Here is a 15,242-nt window from a genome sequence, read left to right on the forward strand (position 1 = left end):
TCTTCGGGGCGTTAAGCCGCAATAGCCTGAAACCCCCCTGGACCAACCGCGCATGCGCCACGCAACGCAGGGCGCGCGAACGGTTTGGGGGGCCTGATAGACGCGAAGGGCCGCGCTGCCAACAGCGTTTTTTACACCAATTGTGGAGCTTTTCGCAGAGCGCTCAGGCAAGCCCGATCAGGCTGATCTGCCGACCGTAATTCGCTTCGTTGTGATGGGTTGCGCGGCGGTAGCTGAAGAAGCGCTCTGGAGCGGGATAGGTGTCGAGTGCAAGCCGCTCAACCCGCCGAATTCCGGCATTCTGGAGCCTGGCGGCAACATAGAGCTCCAGATCAAACTGGTAATGGTCCGCCCGTCCGGCAGCGAAGCAATGCGCGGATTCGGCGTTGTTCGCCACGAACCGATCCCGAAACGCGGCGTCCACTTCATAGCTCGGCTGAGCGATGCAGGGTCCAATCGCAGCGCTGATTCGTTCACGGCGCGCGCCAAGGGCCTCCATTGCCGCGAGCGTCTGATCGGTCACCCCGGCGACCGCGCCTTTCCACCCGGCGTGGGCCGCACCGACGACGCCGGCCTCCGGATCGGCCAGCAGCACCGGGGCACAATCCGCAGTGACGATACCGAGCAGCAGGCCCGGCTGATCGGTAACCAGCGCATCGGCATGCGGTCGCTCTGCATCGGGCCAGGGTGCGCGTGCCACCACACATTCCGGAGAATGAACCTGATAGACCGTTGCGAGCCGCGCCCCTGGCGATACCGCCGCTACAGCCAGCGCGCGATTGGCCTGGACCGCCCCGTCTTCATCCCCGGCACCAAGTCCGACATTGAGCCCGGCGACCAGCCCGGTCGACACACCGCCGCGCCGTCCAAGGAAGCCGTGCGGCACTGCGGCCAGCACCTCGGCGCGAAACACTTCCACTGCTTCAGCCAAGGCTCTTGCTCACTTGTTCAAAGGTGTCCTTCGACAGTCCCGGTGCCGCGAGGATTCGCTCAAGCTCGGCGCGCATCAGCGCCGAACGGCCCGGCTCGATCCGCTTCCACCGCCCCAAGGGTGCAACAAACCGTGCGGCAGTCTGCGCGTTGACCGGATCGAGCGCGAGGATGAGATCGGCAATGATCCGGTATCCTTCCCCGCTAGCCACATGAAACGCGCCGGGGTTCACCGCCATGGCCATGTAGAGCGCACGAACGCGGTTGGGATTGGTCATGGTGAAGTCCGGATGACAGGCCAGCGCCTTGACATGGCCAAGCACCTGCGGGCTGAGCGACCCGGCTTGGAGTGAAAACCACTTGTCGATCACCAGGGCATTACCGGCGAAGCGCTGGTGGAAATGGGCCAGCCGATCTTCACGCAGCGGAGTGTCGAGCCCGCACAGCACCATCAGGGCTCCTTGCCGGTCCGTCATGTTGTCGGCCGCATCATATTGGGCCGCAGCGAGGATGGCAGCTTCGTCCGGAGCCCCGGCAGCGAGATAGACCAGCGCCTGGGTCTTGAGCTTGCGGCTGCCCCGCGCCGCTGCGCTAAGGCTGTAGGGCACCGCGCTGGCCCGCGCATGCAGTTCTCGCAGCTCTGCCTTGAGGCTGGCACCAAGCCAGGCCTTCAGCGCCTCACGCTCGGCATGGATCGCACCCGGATCGGCAACGAGAAACTGTTCGGCCAGATAGGCTTCACCCGGCAGGATCATCAGTTCGCCGCGCATCAGATCGTCGAGCCCCGGATCACCGATCACTGCCGCCAGCGCCCCCCGGATCGCTTCGCGCCCGGCCTGCTTCTCGGCATCGCACAGCGTCCCGCCGCCGATTACCGCGACCAGATGCTGGACAACCAGCTGCTGCATCGCCTCATAGCGCGCAAACGGATCGTCATCCTGCGCCGCCAGGAACACCAGATCGGCGCTCGCCAGGTCGGCATCGATCGCCACAGGTGCGGAGAAACCCCGGTTGATCGACAGCACCGGGCGTTCGCCGAATCCGGTAAAGGTAAAGCTCGCCTGCGGCTCGTTCAGCGTAATCAGTTGTTCGCCGTGGTGTTTTCCGGTCTTGCGATCGAACAGCGCGATCCGCAGCGGGATCACCATCGGCTGCTTTTCACTTTGGCCGGGGGTCGGCGGCACCGTTTGTTTCAGCGTCAACGTGGCCACATCGCCGCAATGCGTCAGCCGCGCTTCGACTTTGGGAGTGCCGGCTTGCGAATACCAGCGGCGGAACTGCGCCAGATCGAGCCCTGCGCCCTGCTCCATCGCCAGGACGAAGTCTTCACAGGTCGCCGCTTCGCCATCGTGCCGCTCAAAGTAGAGATCGGTGCCTTGCCGGAACCGCTCGGGCCCGGCCATGGTCCGCATCATCCGGATCACTTCCGCGCCCTTGTTATAGACGGTGGCGGTATAGAAGTTGGAAATTTCCTGAAAGCTGTCAGGCCGGATCGGGTGGGCCAGCGGCCCGCTGTCTTCGGGGAACTGGGCAGAGCGCAGCACCCGCACATCCTCGATCCGCTTGACCGCTTCGCTGCCCATGTCCTGGCTGAACAGCTGGTCACGCAGCACGGTGAAGCCTTCCTTGAGGCTCAGTTGGAACCAGTCACGGCAGGTCACGCGGTTGCCCGACCAGTTGTGGAAATATTCGTGCGCGACCACGCCTTCGATCCCGTCATAATCGAGGTCGGTCGCGGTATCGGGATCGGCCAGAATGTAACGGGTGTTGAAGACGTTGAGCCCTTTGTTCTCCATCGCACCCATGTTGAAATCGGACACGGCGACGATGTTGAACAGGTCCAGATCGTATTCCCGCCCGAACACCTCTTCGTCCCACTTCATGCTGGCCTTGAGCGCAGCCATGGCATGCTGAGTGCGATCCTGATCGCCATCGCGCACCCAGATATTGAGATCGACCGTGCGGCCCGAACAGGTGACGAAGGTATCATGGTTGGCAACCAGATCGCCCGCTACCAGCGCAAACAGGTAGCTCGGCTTGGGCCAGGGATCGTGCCATTCGGCCCAATGCAGGCCGTCTGCGCCTTCACCCCGGGCGGTGCAATTGCCGTTGGACAGCAACACCGGGAACAGATCCCTGGGTCCTTCCATCCGCACGGTATAGACCGACAGCACATCGGGCCGGTCCGGGAAGAAAGTGATCCGGCGGAACCCTTCGGCCTCGCACTGGGTGCACAGCATTCCGTTTGAGGCATAGAGCCCCATCAGCTGGGTATTGGCTTTGGGATCGATCAGAGTTTCGATCCTTACATTGTGCGCCTCGCCGGGCAGGTCGATTAGCAGATCGTCGCCCTCCATCCGCCAAGCATTGCTGAGCAGGCCGTCGATCCAGACACCCTGCGCGGTCAGCCCGTCACCGTTCAGCCGCAGCGGACCTTCGCCGGCCCCGGCCGGGTTGCGCGTGACATCAAGGCTGGCCTGAACCCGGGTCGCTTCGATGCCCAGCGCGAAGTTCAGCCGGGTTTGCGGGATCAGCCATTCGGGCGGCGCATAGTCTGCGCGGTAAATCACCTGGGGCGGGGCGGGAATCTGGAGGCTGGCGTCGATCATGCCCCTGTCTACCGGGGCAAGGGGGCCATGGCCAAGGGCATTGTTGCACTTGACAGTCCGGCGAGCACGCTCCACCCGTATTAGTCAGATAAGACAGGTGGGGATTACGCCGATGCAGAAACGCCGAATTGCCCTCTCGCTCGCCGCTTTGGCCGCACTGGCCCTGCCGGGGCTGGCCCATGCCCAGAGCTTCGATGTCGAAGCCGCGACGCGGGCCTATCTCGATACGCTGCAAGGTGCAGCGCGGGCCAAGTCAGACGCTTATTTCGAAGGCGGCTATTGGCTGATCCTGTGGGGTGCGCTGGTTTCGTTCCTGACCGATGCACTGATGTTGCGGTTTCGCATCTCCGCCTGGGTGCGCGACAAGGTTTCGGGCCGGTTCGCGCGGCCCAACCTGGTGGTCTGGGGGACGGCGCTGCTCTATGGGCTGTGGGGCTCGATAGTGACCTTTCCCTGGGCAATTTACACCGGTTTCCTGCGGGAACAGCAGTATGGCCTGATGAACCAGAGCTTTGGTGGCTGGCTGGGTGACCAGATTACCGCCACGGCAATCTCGCTGGTGTTCTTTCCGCTGATGGTCGTGGCAATCTATGCCGTAATCCGCCGCTTTCCCAGGAACTGGTGGATGCTGGCGACCGGCGTAGTGCTGTTCTTCGTCATGCTGGGCGCGCTGATCGCCCCCGTTTATATCGCGCCCCTGTTCAACAAATACACCGAACTGCCTGCCGGGCCGGTGCGTGACCGGATCGTCGCCATGGCCAAATCGCGCGATGTTCCGGCCGAGCACATTTACCTGTTCGACGCTTCGAAGCAGACCAAGCGGATTTCCGCCAATGTCAGCGGCCTGGGACCGACGATCCGGATCAGCCTGAACGACAATCTGCTCAACCGCACCACTCTGCCCGAAACGGCAGCGGTGATGGGGCATGAAATGGGTCACTATGTGCTGGGCCATGTCTGGCGCGGAATTCTGGTGATGTCGCTGTTGGCGGCACTGGTGTTCTTCGCGATTTCTCGCGCAGCGCCAGCCCTGATCGCCCGCTATGGCGAACGGTGGGGCGTGCGAGACCTGGCCGATCCGGCTTCGATGCCGGTGTTCGGAATGTTGCTGGCTATGGCGGGCCTGCTGGTCACCCCGATCACCAACACGCTGGTGCGCGTCAACGAAAGCGATGCCGATGCCTTTGGCCTGGATGTGGCGCGCGAGCCCGATGGCTTTGCCCTGACCGCAATGAAGCTGTCCGAATACCGCAAGATCGAACCCGGCCCGATCGAGGAAATGCTGTTCTTCGATCACCCGTCGGGCGCAACGCGGGTGCGGATGTCGATGCAGTGGAAGAAGGATCATGTGCCCGGCGCACAGATGGTCGTGCCGCCACCGATGCAGCAGGATCAGCCCGAAGCGAAGTGAAGCCCCGCTTTTTCATCTTCGGGCTGGGCTATAGCGCCACCCGGCTTGCAGGCGCGCTGGAACAGCAAGGCTGGGACGTCGTCTCGACCGGCCGGTCGGGAACGCTGCGCTTTGAAGACGCGGGCAATGTCCGCCTGGCCCTGGCCGATGCCAGCCACGTGCTGAGTTCGGTCCCGCCATCGGGCGAAGGCTGCGATCCGGTGCTGGATGCCTATGGCGGCGGCCTCGCCGGCAAAGTGCTGCTCTACCTGTCATCGACCGGGGTCTATGGCGACACCGGCGGGGCCTGGGTCGATGAAAGCGCCGCCATCGGGCAAGGCCGCCGCACCGCGCGGGCCGAGACTGATGCCCAGTGGCTGGCGCGCGGCGCGCGGGTGCTGCGGCTGCCGGGAATCTATGGCCCGGGCCGCTCCGCGCTGGAGCGGGTACGTGAAAGGCGGGCCCACCGGATCGACTTGCCGGGGCAGGTGTTCAGCCGGGTCCACGTGGATGACATCGTCAGCGGTGCCATGGCCGCGCTGGACGCTCCTGCCGGGGCCTACAACCTGGCCGATGATGCACCGTGCAGCCAGAATGCGGTGATCGAGGAGGCTTGCCGCTTGCTCAGCCTGGCCCCGCCGCCGGTGCAGACGCTGGACGAAGCCGGGCTCGGCCCGATGGCCCGCGCATTCTATGCGGAAAACCGCCGGGTTGCGAATGGCAAGGCCAAGCGGGTGCTGGGCTGGCAGCCGCGCTATCCGACCTACCGCGAAGGGTTAGCCGCGTGCCTCGCGGCCGCCCAGCGCGATCAGCAGGCCGGATAGGGCCAGAACCGAACCCGCCGCGGCCAGTGCGGTCCAGCGGTAGCCTTCGAACGCGGTCGACAGCGCCATGGCCACCACCGGCACCAGCACGCCATTGTAGGCCGCTTTGCCCGGCCCCCAATCGCGGATCAGCGCAAAATACAAAGGAAAGGTGACCACCGATCCGATCAGCGCGAGATAGACCACGCCCCAGACATATTGCGGGCGCGGATCGAACTGCGGAGCGCCGGTTGTGACCCAGGCAAACAGTGCATCGGCCAATGTGCCCCAGACCATCGCCCAGCCGATCAGCGGCACGGCCGGCTGACGCCGCGCCAGCGGTCCGGCCAGCAAGACATTGGAAGTGGAAGCACAAAGCAGCGCGCCGCAGACCAGGGCCGCGCCGGTCAGCACAGCCTCGCCCGCTGGCGCGGCGCGGTATTCATGGATCAGCAGCATGGCGATGCCGCCGAGCGCCACGGCGCTGCCCGCCAGGAACCGCGCAGTCATCCGCGCGCCCAGAAACACCCGCGCCAGCACCGCATTGGGCACCAGCAGCAGCGCGAACATCACCGCGACCAGACCCGACGCGAGGTAGTGTTCCGAACGGTAGACCAGCTGGAAATTGCCAAAGAACTGGAACAGCCCGACCATCAGAGCAAGCCGCATCGCCGCCGGTTCCAGCCACAGGGGATCGCGCCGCACCAGCGCCAGGGCAAACATGCCGATCGCGGCAAGCAGGAACCGCCAGGTTACAGTCCAGCCTAGCGGAACGGCGCTGATCTGGTCCTTGATCACCAGCCAGGTCGATCCCCAGATCAGCGCGATCAGCAGGAAGGCGGCGACCGAACTGGCGTTACCGCGCGCAGCGCTCACAGCGCGGCGATCGCGCGGGCCAGCGCCTGGACATGTTCGGCGCGGGCATTCCACGCCGTGACCAGCCGCGCCGCGTCTGCGCCCCAGTCATAAAAGGAGAAGCCCTGCGCGCGCAGCGCCTCACGCTCCGCCGGGGACAGATGCAGGAACACCTCGTTCGCCTCAACCGGATAGAGCAGCCGCCCCGCCGCCGCCGTGGCCAGTTCCTGCGCCGCGGCATTGGCCGCGCGGGCATTGGCCAGCCACAGGTCCTGATCAAGCATGGCAAGCAGTTGCGCGGCCATGAACCGCCCCTTGGATTGCAGATGCCCGGCGCGTTTGCGGCGCAGACGCGCCAGATCGGCGAGGCTTTCATCGAAAAAGACGATCGCCTCCGCGCTCATCGCTCCGTTCTTGACGCAGCCGAAGCTGAGCGCATCGGCTCCCAGGCAGGCCACGCGCGGGCTGCACCCCAGCGAGGCGACGGCATTTCCGAACCGCGCACCATCGATATGCAGTTTCAGCCCAGCCGCGCGCGCTGCTCCGGCCACCTCGGCCAGTTCATCAGGCTTGTAGGTCAGACCATATTCGCTGGCCTGGGTGATCGACAGGGCGTGGGCCTGAACCTGATGGACATCATTGCGGATCGTGCCCAGCACTGAGCGGATCGCCGCGCCATCCAGCTTTGCGCCGGGCCCGTCGCCCAGCAGCAGCTTTGCCCCGTGGGTGTAAAAACCGGGGGCGCCGCATTCATCCGTCTCGATATGAGCCTCGCTGTGGCAGATCACGCCGCCGTGCGGCGGGACCATAGTTGCCAGTGCCAGGCAGTTCGCCGCCGTTCCCGTGGCCACCCACAGCACCGCGCAGCTTTGTTCAAACAGTGCAGAAAATCGTTCATCAAGCGCCTGGCTCAGCCTGTCACCGTCATAGGGCGGCTGAGCAGCGTCGGCCGCCTGCATGGCGGCCCAGACCTGTGGGTGAACGGGAGCGGCATTGTCGGACAGGAATTGCATCACCATCTTGATGGAGCGCGGGTGCCCTCCGCGTCAAGCTTGCAGGAGAGCGGCAATGGACCAGGATCAAGTCTCGATCACCCGCCATGGCAATGCCGAACGCGGCGAATACCATGCCCATGTCCCTGGTGCGGCGTCAGTCGGGCGGCTTACCTGGGTGCGGCGCGATGATCCGGCTGGTCCGGTGCGCGTGGCCGATCACACTCTGGTGCCCCGCGAAATCGGGGGGCGCGGCGTGGCGGCCCGGCTGGTGGAGGCCTTGATCGCCGATGCCCAGGCCCAGCAGTTCAGGATCGATCCGGCATGCAGCTATGTCGCCGCCGCTTTCGATCGCCATCCCGACTGGGCGGGGCTGCGGGCATAGACAATGGTTACGCTGTGAACCATGTCCCGCAGGGCTATTGCTTAGGTCAGCGTTAACCGGCCGGGTGCAGGGTCCGCCGTCAGGAGGATGCCGTGCGTTACGTCTTCTATGCCATGGCTGCCGTGGCCGGGCTTTATGTCTGGATCCACAACACCGCCGATGGCCGCGCCGTGCTAAGAAAGCTCGATACTCCAGCGGCTGGAAGCCCGCGCGCGGCCCGGCCGGATTAAATGATCACCGGTCTTCGCCGAAACTCTTGATCGGCTTGAGCACGGTATAGCCTTCATCCGATGGTTCGTGCCCTAAGGGCGGCAGATCCACTTCCTCGGGTTCAACCTTGGTATCAGGCAAGCGGTCCAGCAAGTCGCGGATCAGGGTGAGGCGGCCACGGCGCTGGTCATTGAAATCAACCAGGGTCCAGGGCGCTTGGGGCGTGTGAGTGGCCTTCAGCATCGTTTCGCGCGCAAGCGTATAGGCATCGTATTTCTCGCGCGCAGCGGCATCGATTGGCGATAGCTTCCAGCGCTTGAGCGGGTCTTCCAGCCGCTCCCTGAAGCGCTTTTCCTGTTCCGCCTGATCGGTGGTCAGCCAGTATTTGAACAGCAGGATCCCGTCTTCAACCAGCATCTGTTCGAACTGCGGTACTTGTTTGAGGAACAGATCGACCTGGTCCGGCGTGGCAAAGCCCATCACCTGCTCCACCCCGGCGCGGTTGTACCAGCTGCGATCGAACAGCACCACTTCCCCGGCAGCGGGCAGGTGTGCCGCATAGCGCTGGAAATACCACTGGGACTTTTCGCGGTCGCTGGGCTTGGGCAAGGCCACGGTGCGGCATTGGCGCGGGTTGAGCGGGCGGGCAACGGCCTGAATTGCCCCGCCCTTGCCGGCCGTGTCGCGCCCTTCGAACAGCACCAGCACCCGTGCCCCGGTTTTCGCCGCCCAGCGGGCCATGGCCACCAGCTCTTCCTCCAGCGGGGCATAGAGCTTGTCGAACTTCTTGCGTTTGAGCTGTTTCATGGGGGACAGGAATGCGCCGCAGGCCCCATGCTGGCAAGATGGCAAATCGGGCGTTGCCGTCCCGCTTTGATAAAGTTACAATTGCAACCATGTCCGAAACCGACTTTGCCCGCCTGCCCGATCTGGGCAGCCACGTGTTCACCGCCCCGCTCAAGCGTCCGGCGGGATTGGGGGAGGACTGGATCGAACCCGCGCAACATAGCTACACTGCGGATGAGCATGCGATCTGGGACGAATTGTTCGCGCGGCAGATGGAAGTGTTGCCCGACCGCGCCGCCAGCGCCTTCCTCAACGGGCTCGACCGGCTTGACCTTGGGCGCGGCGGAGTGCCGGACTTCGCCCGGCTGAGCGAGGAACTGGGCGCGCTGACCGGGTGGAGCGTGGTGCCGGTGCCGATGCTGATCCCCGACCATGTATTCTTCTGGCACCTTGCCAACCGGCGCTTTCCGGCGGGTAACTTCATCCGTACGCGCGAGACGTTTGACTATATCCAGGAACCCGATGTGTTCCACGACGTGTTCGGGCATGTGCCGATGCTGGCCGACCCGACTTATGCCGATTATATGCAGGAATACGGCCGCGCCGGGTGGAAGGCGATGCGCTATAACCGGCTGAAGGCGCTGGGCGCGCTTTATTGGTACACAGTCGAATTCGGGCTGATCCAGGAAGCGGATGGGCTGCGCGCCTATGGTGCGGGCATCCTGTCCGGGCCGACCGAGGCGGTGTTCTGCCTTGAGGCTGAAAGCCCGAACCGGATCATGCTCAACGTCGACCGGGTGATGCGGACCGACTATGTGATCGACGATCTGCAACCGACCTATTTTGTGATCGAAAGCTTTGCGGAGCTGTTCCATGACACGGTCGATCGGGATTTCGACCGGCTGTACCGTTCGCTCTCGCCGGGGTTCACTTATGCCAATACCGCGGTGATCGATGTCGACGATGTATTGCATCGCGGCTCGCTGGAATATTTCCTGCGCGGCGGGCGCGGTTCGGGCGCCGCGCCCGTATAGGGTTGCAGGCCCGATTTTCGGCGCTTAGGGGCAAGCGATGCATAGTTACCCTGCCCCAGCGCTCGCCCGTGTTCAGGAAATGGCTGCCGCCGCCGCCGCAGATCCGGCCCGTGCGATCAGCTTTCAGGGCGCACCCGGGGCCAATTCGCATCGCGCGGCGATGGAATATGCGCCCGATTGTCTGCCGCTGCCATGCTTCAGTTTTGAAGACGCGCTGGAAGCGGTAAAGGATGGCCGCGCCGCCAAGGCGATCATTCCGATCGAAAATTCGCAGCATGGCCGTGTCGCCGACATACATTTTCTCCTGCCCGAAAGCGGGCTGAGCATCGTTGGCGAGCATTTCCTGCCGATCCACGCGGCGCTGATGGCCAAAGGCGATGGCCCGTTCACCGCTGCCTATTCGCACCCGCAGGCGCTGGGCCAGTCGCGCAATTACCTGCGCGCACGCGGGATCGTGCCGATGGCCTATGCCGATACGGCAGGCGCTGCGGCCTATGTCGCTGAAATGGACGATCCGCATGCCTGCGCGGTCGCGCCCAGGATCGCTGCCGAACTTTATGGCCTGAAAGTAATCGAAGACCATGTCGAGGACGCCGCGGACAACACCACGCGCTTTGTGGTGCTGGCTAATACGCCGCTTGACCCTGCCAGCCAGCACGATGTGACCACAATGACCACTTTCGTGTTCGAGGTGAAGAACATCCCCGCCGCGCTGTACAAGGCGCTGGGCGGGTTCGCCACCAACGGGGTCAACATGACCAAGCTGGAAAGCTATCAGAAAGGCGCCAGCTTTGCCGCGACCACGTTCTATGCCGATATCGTCGGCGCGCCGGGCGATCCGGCGGTGGACCGCGCGCTGGAAGAGCTGGCGTTCCATTGCAAGGAACTGCGCATGCTGGGCACCTATCCGCAGGAACTGGCACGCGGTTAATCCGTCACAGCCGCTTTCCGGTTCTTGCCCCGCGCTTTGCGCCATGCCACCAGTGCAGGCGTGACAACGCAGCCGGTGGCAATCAAGGGGGCAGAAGCCGCGCAGCAGGCCGCCGAGGCGTGGCAGCAGGTGCGCCGCGACGCCGCGATCCAGTATCAGCCGCTGCCCGACCCCGAACCGGTCAAACCGCCCGAATGGATCGAATGGCTGAAAGAGCTGTTCGAGCCGGTCGCCCGGGTGATCGGCACCAGCTGGTCGACGATCCAATGGATCCTGCTCGCGCTGGCGGTGCTGGCCGTGCTGTGGGCCGTCTGGCGGCTGGCCGAACCCTTGCTGGAAGGACGGCGCAATCGCCCCGCAGCCGAAGAACCCGCCTGGACGCCGGACCGCGACGCCGCGATGGCGCTGCTCGAAGATGCCGATCAGCTCGCCCGGCAGGGCCGGTTTGACGAAGCGACTCACCTGCTGCTCAAGCGCAGCGTCGCCCAGATTGCCGAAGCGCGGCCTGACTGGATCCACCCCGCCAGCACCGCGCGCGAAATTGCAGGCATTGCCCAGTTGCCGGGAGCTGCGCGAACGGCCTTTTCCCTGATCGCAGGGCGAGTGGAACGCAGCCTGTTTGCGCTGAGCGCGCTCGATCAGACTGACTGGCACGCCGCACGCGAGGCCTATGCCCGCTTCGCGCTGGAACGGATCCCGGCATGACCGAACGCGCCGCCAGCCCGTTCAGCCCGCGTACCGTGCTGGGCATGGTGGTGGTCGGCGGCCTGGCTTTCATCGCCTTCTTGTGGCTGATCGGCGCAGGGATGACCGGGGGCAACACCAATAACGGCCAGGCCACCGTCGGCGGCAAAGGGCTGACCGGCTATGCCGCGATGGCCGATTACCTTGAAGCACGCGGCTATGCTGTCAGCCGGGTGCAGTCGAAAGCCAATCTCAAGCAGGGCGGACTGCTGGTGCTGACCCCGCCGGGTAATGCTGATGCCAAAGTGATCAGCCGGATTGTCGAGCAACGCCGCCGGATCGGCCCGACCCTGGTGATCCTGCCCAAATGGATAACCCGTCAGGTCAGCGCGCAGGAAAGCGCCAAGGCCCAGCCCGGCTGGACCGCACTGGAAGGGGCCATGGCCCCCGGCTGGGGCGGATTCCATGACGCCGAAAGCGTCGAGATCAGTCCGATGCGCGCCGGTGGCAGGACCGCGCGTTGGACCGGCGGCGGGACCATGGGCGAACTGCCCAATTCCGAATCGGTGATGTCAGCCAAGGGCGACAATCTGATCCCGCTCGTCACGGGTGATCAGGATGGGCGGATGCTGGCGGGCTATGCCGGCAACGATGGCGGAATGACGGATTCGCTTGATGCCATTGCCCAGACTGAAGACGAGATCGAACCGGGTGATGACGACGGGCTCTATCCGCTGGTCTTCGTGTATGAACCGGACCTGGTCAACAATTACGGCTTTGGTGATGCGGCCAATGCCCGGCTGGCCGAACGGCTGGTCCAGGCCAGCCTGGACGGGGCCGAAAAGAAAGTCATGTTCGATCTGACGCTCAACGGCTTCGCTCGCTCGCAGAACCTGCTGACCCTGGCCTTCACTCCGCCGTTCCTGGCCGCCACGCTGTGCCTGCTGCTGGCCGCGCTGGTAACCGGGTGGCGGGCGTTCAACCGATTTGGGCCACCGCGTCTGGCCACGCGCACCCTGGCTTTTGGCAAGCGCGCGCTGGTCAGCAATGCGGCTGGGCTGGTGCGGCGCACGGGGCGACTTTATCTTGTCGCTCCGCCTTATGCGGACCGGGCGCGCGAACGGCTGGCGCGGGCGCTGGCCTTGCCGCAGCGGCTTGACCCCGAGGCGACCGAGCAGGCCATTGACCGCGCGCTTGCCGCCCGCGCGCCACAAGCCGAACCCTTTTCCCAGGCTGCCGCACGCCTGCGTGCGGCGCGCAGCCCTCGTGAACTGCTGCGCGCTGCGCAGGCACTCCACTCGCTTGAAAGGACCCTGATCCGATGACTTCCATGACCCTGAGCCAGGTCAGCGCGCTTGCAGCCTCGATCCGGGGCGAAGTGGGCAAGGCCGTGGTTGGCCAGACCGATACTATCGACAGCCTGCTGATTGCCTTGCTGGCGCAGGGCCACGTCCTGCTGGAAGGCCCGCCGGGCACTGCCAAGACTTTCCTTGCGCAGTGCTTCGCAGCCTCGATCGGGCTCGATTTCGGGCGGATCCAGTTCACTCCCGATCTGATGCCGGGGGACATTCTGGGATCGAACCTGTTCAATTTCCAGACCAGCCAGTTCACCCTGACGCGCGGGCCGATCTTTTGCGAACTGCTGCTGGCCGATGAAATCAACCGCACCCCGCCCAAGACCCAGGCCGCCTTGTTGGAGGCCATGCAGGAACGCCGCGTGACGCTGGACGGGACCGCGCATCCACTCCCTGCAAATTTCCTGGTTGTGGCAACGCAGAACCCGATCGAAAGCCAGGGGGTCTATCCCTTGCCCGAGGCGCAGCTCGACCGGTTCTTGTTCAAGCTGCTGGTGCCCTATCCCAGCGCGGTCGAGGAAGCCCGGATCGTTAGCACTTTTGGCCAGCGCGCCGGGCCACAGCGACCCGCCGACTTCGGAGTGGCGGCCGTCGCCAATCCGGATCTGATCGCCGCCGCCGCACAGGCTGTCAAAGGCGTGACTCTGGCCGACAGCGTGATCGACTATGTGGTCCGTCTGGTCCGCGCCACGCGTGACAGCGCCGATCTGGCCGCCGGGGCCAGTCCGCGCGCCGCCGTGCTGCTGGCCAATGCCGCCCGCGCCCGCGCCGCGCTGGATGCGCGCGACTATGTCTTGCCTGACGATGTGAAAGCACTCGCCACCGCCGTGCTGCGCCACCGCTTGCTGCTGTCCCCGGCGGCAGAGATCGACGGCAAGCAGGTCGAGGCATTGGTGGCCGATCTGGTCGAAGCCACCGAGGCGCCGCGCTAAACCGATGACCTTGCCCCGCGCCCGGATTGTCCCCACGCCGCGTGCGGCGCTGCTGATCGCGGTCAGCGCGCCGGTGGCGGTGCTGATCGCGGCTAGTGCGCCAGGGGCCTGGGTAGCTGCGCCGATCCTGGCGCTGGGGATTGTGCTGCTGGTGCTGCTTGATGCCATGCTGGCAGGCACAGTCAGCGAGGCTGAGCTGACCATGCCCCCCGATGTCGAGGTGGGCGAGGAGGCCTGGTTCATTGCTCGCGCCAGGTTCACTGGCGGTTACCCCCATACAGTCAGGGCGGCGCTGGCCACCGATGGTCGCCTGCTGGCAACGGGGCGCGGCGAACTGACGATCGAGCCTCCGATCGAGCCGGACGGGCCGTGGGAAGGCGGGCTGGTCTATCGCCCGTCACGGCGCGGAACAGGCGTGATCGAACGAATGTGGCTGAGCTGGACCGGCCCGCTGGGGCTGGGCTCGCGCCAGCTCAACCGCCCGCTGAGCGCGCAAGTGCGGGTCTGGCCCAATGTCGCGGCGGTGCGCTCCCCCGCCTTGCAAATGTTCCTGAAGGACGCGCAGTTCGGCCTGATCGCACGGCGGATCCGGGGCGAAGGCTCGGTATTCGAAGCGCTCGCCGAATTCCAGCCGGGGATGGACAAGCGCCGGATCGATTGGAAATCGAGTGCGCGCCACATGCACCTCTATGCCAAGGAAATGGAGGCCGAGCGCAACAACCAGATCGTCTTCGCGTTCGATTGCGGACAGGCGATGTGCGAGCCGGTGGGCGGATTGCCCCGGATCGACCGGGCGGTCAGCGCGGCGCTGACCACAGCCTATGTCGCGCTGAAAGCGGGAGACCGGGTGGCGCTGTTTGGATTTGCCGCGCGGCCCGAACTGTTCACGCCGTTCGTGGGCGACGCGCGCGAATTTCGCCGCCTGCAGCAGGCCGCCGCCGGGCTGGATTACCACGCGCAGGAACCCAATTTCACGCTCGCACTGGCCAGCCTGGCCGGGCGTCTTCAGCGCCGCAGCCTGGTGGTGGTGTTTTCAGACTTCACAGACCCGACCAGCGCCGAACTGATGATCGAAAGCATCGGCCGCCTGACCCGGCGCCACCTGGTGCTGTTTGTGACCATGGCCGACGAAGAGCTGGAAAGCCTGGCCGGAGCCGAGCCCGACGGGATGCAGGATCTGGCCATGGCGGTCAGTGCCGATGCGCTGCTGCGCCAGCGTGCGCTGGTGTTGTCGAAACTGCGCGCGATGGGGGTGGACGTGATCGAGGCTCCGCATGATCGGATCGGCACCCGGCTGATCGACAGCTACCTGGCGATCAAGCGCAAGGGAGCGATTGGATGAGGGG

Annotated in this window: 14 protein-coding genes and 1 pseudogene; 10 read left to right on the forward strand and 5 right to left on the reverse strand. The window is 65.0% G+C overall.

The window, feature by feature from the left end:
* Nucleotides 1-163: 163 nt before the first annotated feature.
* Nucleotides 164-931, reverse strand: a complete 768-nt coding sequence (pgeF, locus tag MNBBLIKP_RS16010; RefSeq protein WP_088311270.1) for a peptidoglycan editing factor PgeF — start codon at nt 929-931, stop codon at nt 164-166.
* Nucleotides 924-3,539 carry an aminopeptidase N gene (gene pepN / locus MNBBLIKP_RS16015; RefSeq protein WP_088311271.1) on the reverse strand — a complete coding sequence of 872 codons (2,616 nt, stop codon included), beginning with the start codon at nt 3,537-3,539 and terminating at the stop codon, nt 924-926. The genes pgeF and pepN overlap by 8 nt, the downstream gene beginning before the upstream one ends.
* A 112-nt stretch (nt 3,540-3,651) precedes the next feature.
* Here pepN and MNBBLIKP_RS16020 point away from each other — a divergent pair, with 112 nt between their 5' ends.
* Together MNBBLIKP_RS16020 and MNBBLIKP_RS16025 are read left to right on the forward strand one after the other, a co-directional pair.
* Complete coding sequence (locus MNBBLIKP_RS16020; protein WP_088311272.1) at nt 3,652-4,950, forward strand: M48 family metallopeptidase; 1,299 nt, start codon at nt 3,652-3,654, stop codon at nt 4,948-4,950.
* Nucleotides 4,947-5,753, forward strand: a complete 807-nt coding sequence (locus MNBBLIKP_RS16025; RefSeq protein WP_088311273.1) for an NAD(P)-dependent oxidoreductase — start codon at nt 4,947-4,949, stop codon at nt 5,751-5,753. Before MNBBLIKP_RS16020 ends, MNBBLIKP_RS16025 begins: the two co-directional genes overlap by 4 nt.
* On the opposite strand, the gene MNBBLIKP_RS16030 is transcribed toward MNBBLIKP_RS16025, so the two are convergent.
* Nucleotides 5,706-6,608 (reverse strand): DMT family transporter, encoded by a 903-nt coding sequence (locus MNBBLIKP_RS16030; RefSeq protein ID WP_088311274.1) that lies wholly within the window; start codon nt 6,606-6,608, stop codon nt 5,706-5,708. The two genes, MNBBLIKP_RS16025 and MNBBLIKP_RS16030, sit on opposite strands and share 48 nt — an antisense overlap.
* Complete coding sequence (locus MNBBLIKP_RS16035; protein ID WP_088311309.1) at nt 6,605-7,600, reverse strand: threonine aldolase family protein; 996 nt, start codon at nt 7,598-7,600, stop codon at nt 6,605-6,607. Before MNBBLIKP_RS16035 ends, MNBBLIKP_RS16030 begins: the two co-directional genes overlap by 4 nt.
* 55 nt (nt 7,601-7,655) lie before the next feature.
* Here MNBBLIKP_RS16035 and MNBBLIKP_RS16040 point away from each other — a divergent pair, with 55 nt between their 5' ends.
* Both MNBBLIKP_RS16040 and MNBBLIKP_RS18135 read left to right on the forward strand, forming a co-directional pair.
* Nucleotides 7,656-7,964: a GNAT family N-acetyltransferase gene (locus MNBBLIKP_RS16040; RefSeq protein WP_088311275.1), complete on the forward strand. Its 309-nt coding sequence runs from the start codon at nt 7,656-7,658 to the stop codon at nt 7,962-7,964.
* Between the two features lie 92 nt (nt 7,965-8,056).
* The gene (locus MNBBLIKP_RS18135; protein WP_176399810.1) at nt 8,057-8,194 is read left to right on the forward strand and encodes a hypothetical protein; all 138 of its coding nucleotides are present in this window, start codon (nt 8,057-8,059) and stop codon (nt 8,192-8,194) included.
* 4 nt (nt 8,195-8,198) lie between these two features.
* Here MNBBLIKP_RS18135 and ppk2 read toward each other — a convergent pair whose 3' ends face one another.
* A complete protein-coding gene (ppk2, locus tag MNBBLIKP_RS16045; protein ID WP_088311276.1) occupies nt 8,199-8,981 on the reverse strand; it encodes a polyphosphate kinase 2 in 783 nt (260 codons plus the stop codon).
* An 89-nt stretch (nt 8,982-9,070) separates the two neighbouring features.
* Between ppk2 and phhA the strand changes: the two genes are divergently transcribed.
* The 6 genes and pseudogenes from phhA to MNBBLIKP_RS16075 all read left to right on the forward strand — a co-directional run bounded on the left by phhA (nt 9,071) and on the right by MNBBLIKP_RS16075 (nt 15,238).
* Nucleotides 9,071-9,994: a phenylalanine 4-monooxygenase gene (gene phhA / locus MNBBLIKP_RS16050; RefSeq protein ID WP_088311277.1), complete on the forward strand. Its 924-nt coding sequence runs from the start codon at nt 9,071-9,073 to the stop codon at nt 9,992-9,994.
* 37 nt (nt 9,995-10,031) lie between these two features.
* The gene (locus MNBBLIKP_RS16055) at nt 10,032-10,925 is read left to right on the forward strand and encodes a prephenate dehydratase (protein ID WP_088311278.1); all 894 of its coding nucleotides are present in this window, start codon (nt 10,032-10,034) and stop codon (nt 10,923-10,925) included.
* 60 nt (nt 10,926-10,985) lie between these two features.
* Nucleotides 10,986-11,630 (forward strand): hypothetical protein, encoded by a 645-nt coding sequence (locus tag MNBBLIKP_RS16060; RefSeq protein WP_254913086.1) that lies wholly within the window; start codon nt 10,986-10,988, stop codon nt 11,628-11,630.
* A gap of 101 nt (nt 11,631-11,731) precedes the next feature.
* Nucleotides 11,732-12,415 (forward strand): annotated as a pseudogene (locus MNBBLIKP_RS18430) (DUF4350 domain-containing protein); the annotation flags it as partial.
* Between the two features lie 524 nt (nt 12,416-12,939).
* Nucleotides 12,940-13,896, forward strand: a complete 957-nt coding sequence (locus tag MNBBLIKP_RS16070; protein ID WP_088311311.1) for an AAA family ATPase — start codon at nt 12,940-12,942, stop codon at nt 13,894-13,896.
* A gap of 4 nt (nt 13,897-13,900) precedes the next feature.
* Nucleotides 13,901-15,238 (forward strand): DUF58 domain-containing protein, encoded by a 1,338-nt coding sequence (locus tag MNBBLIKP_RS16075; RefSeq protein WP_088311280.1) that lies wholly within the window; start codon nt 13,901-13,903, stop codon nt 15,236-15,238.
* Nucleotides 15,239-15,242: the final 4 nt, after the last annotated feature.

It is taken from the genome of Novosphingobium sp. B 225 (assembly GCF_002198665.1).
Classification (GTDB): Bacteria; Pseudomonadota; Alphaproteobacteria; order Sphingomonadales; family Sphingomonadaceae; genus Novosphingobium.